We start from the raw sequence: 2,005 nt of genomic DNA, 5'->3' as shown, positions 1-2,005 counted from the left end.
CCCTTCAGCGTGTACGCGAAAGCCGAGCAGGTCTACATCGACGGCGCCCGCATCTACGACCGCAACGACCGCAGCCGGCAACCGGTGTCCGACTTCATGCTGGGCCAGGAGGTGCTGCCATGAAGCGCATCAACGATCTCTCCTCCCGTCATCCCGGCGCAGGCCGGGACCCAGCAACGTTCGATGGGCTCCGCGACACTTGCAGCAAGAGACGCTGGGTCCCGGCCTTCGCCGGGATGACGGTGAAATCGCTTGTCGTCGCGATAGCGCTGGCGTCCACGTCCTTCGCAGCGCTCGCCCAGGATGTCCTCATCCGCAACGCCACCGTGCATACCGCCGGTGCGCAGGGCACGCTGAAGAACGCGGACGTGCTGGTCCGCAACGGCGTGGTACAGGCAGTCGGCAGCGGGCTTGCGACGCCGGCCGACGCGACGGTGGTGGAGGCGAATGGCCGGCCGCTGACGCCGGCGTTGTTCGGCGGCATTACCGAGATCGGTGTGGAGGAAGTGTCGGGAGAATCGGCGACTGCGGATTCGGCGGTGACGCTGGAAGACCAGCCGATGCGTCCCGAGTTCGACGTCACGCTGGCGTACAACCCGGCATCGGTGGTGATTCCGGTGGCGCGCGTGGAAGGCATCGGCTTCACCCTGCTGGGTGCATCGACCGGTGGCTCGTTCATCGCAGGCCAGGGCGGCGTGATGCGGCTGGATGGCAGCGCGGACCCGGTCGGCCCGCGTGCGTTGTTCATCCGGCTGGGCGGAGGCGGCGCCGCCGACCTGAGCGGCAAGTCGCGCGCGGCGCAGTGGATGCTGCTCGACCAGATGGTGGCCGAGGCGCGCGGCCGCGTGCCGGTGGATTCGCCGCACGCGCTGCTCACGCCCGCCGGCCGCGCGACGCTGGCGCGTTACCTCGCCGGCAACGGCCGCATCGTGGTGCAGGTGAACCGCGCGGCGGATATCCGCCAGCTGCTGCGCTGGGCGCAGCGCGAGAACGTGCGCCTGGCCATCGCGGGCGGTGCCGAAGCGTGGAAGCTGGCGCAGCCGCTGGCGCAGGCGAAGGTGCCGGTGTTCGTGGATGCACTGGCCGACCTGCCGGCGGACTTCGACCAGATCGGTGCATCGCTGGAGAATGCAGCGCGACTGTCGGCAGCGGGCGTCGAGGTGGGGTTCTCCCAGGTGGGCGAATCCCATAACGCGCGCAAGAACCGCCAGCTCGCCGGCAACGCGGTGGCCAATGGCCTGCCGTGGGAAGAGGGCCTGGCGGGCCTGACGYGCGTACCGGCGGAAAGCTTCGGGGTGGGCGACCGCCTGGGCAGCATCGCACCCGGCAAGCTGGCGGACCTGGTGCTGTGGAGCGGCGATCCGCTGGATGTGTCGAGCACGGCGACCCAGGTATGGCTGGGCGGACGCGCGATGCCGATGCGGTCGCGCCAGACCGACCTGCGCGACCGTTACCTGCAGCAACCGGGTCCGCTGCCGCGCGCCTACGCGAAGTAGCGCGCCGCGGGCGAGATCACTCCACGCGGGCGCCTTCGGGTGCCCGCGTGCCGTGTGCGGGCAGGCCCACGGCGCGTTCGTCCATCACCTGGTCGCCGCCGGCCCGCTTCGCGACATACATGGCGTGATCGGCACGGGCGATAAGCGATGCCACGGTATCGCCATCGCGGGCCTGCGCGACGCCCAGGCTCGCCGTCAGCGCGACGTCGACGCCTTCCACCGTGGCGCAGTCGTGGCGGATGCGCGTCGCGACCTGTTCGCCGATGCGCGTCGCGGCCTGCAGGCCTGCGCCCGACAGCACCAGCACGAACTCCTCGCCGCCGAGTCGACCGAGCTGGTCGCCGTACTGGAACTGTTCGCTGACCGCACGCGCCACGGCACGCAGGCACGCGTCGCCCAGCGCATGGCCGTGGCGGTCGTTGACCTGCTTGAAATGGTCCAGGTCGATGAAGAGCAGCGATACGGGGATCTGTTCGCGCTGCCGTGCGATCAAAGCCCAGTCGAGACGG

The 2,005-nt window shown here is 70.3% G+C and carries 2 protein-coding genes; one reads left to right on the top strand and one right to left on the bottom strand.

Annotation, left to right across the window (positions count from 1 at the left end; genetic code table 11):
- The first annotated feature begins 236 nt into the window (after positions 1-236).
- The gene (locus tag AC04L7_RS17605) at positions 237-1,496 is read left to right on the top strand and encodes an amidohydrolase family protein (protein ID WP_475513556.1); all 1,260 of its coding nucleotides are present in this window, start codon (positions 237-239) and stop codon (positions 1,494-1,496) included.
- A 16-nt stretch (positions 1,497-1,512) separates the two neighbouring features.
- On the opposite strand, the gene AC04L7_RS17600 is transcribed toward AC04L7_RS17605, so the two are convergent.
- Positions 1,513-2,005, bottom strand: a 493-nt coding sequence (locus AC04L7_RS17600) for a GGDEF domain-containing protein (protein WP_475513555.1), incomplete at its 5' end; no start/stop codon positions are given.

The organism is Pseudoxanthomonas sp. LjRoot204_2 (genome assembly GCF_056175765.1).
The sequence above is the reverse complement of the archived record's forward strand: the minus strand, read 5'-3'. Positions and strand labels throughout refer to the sequence as shown.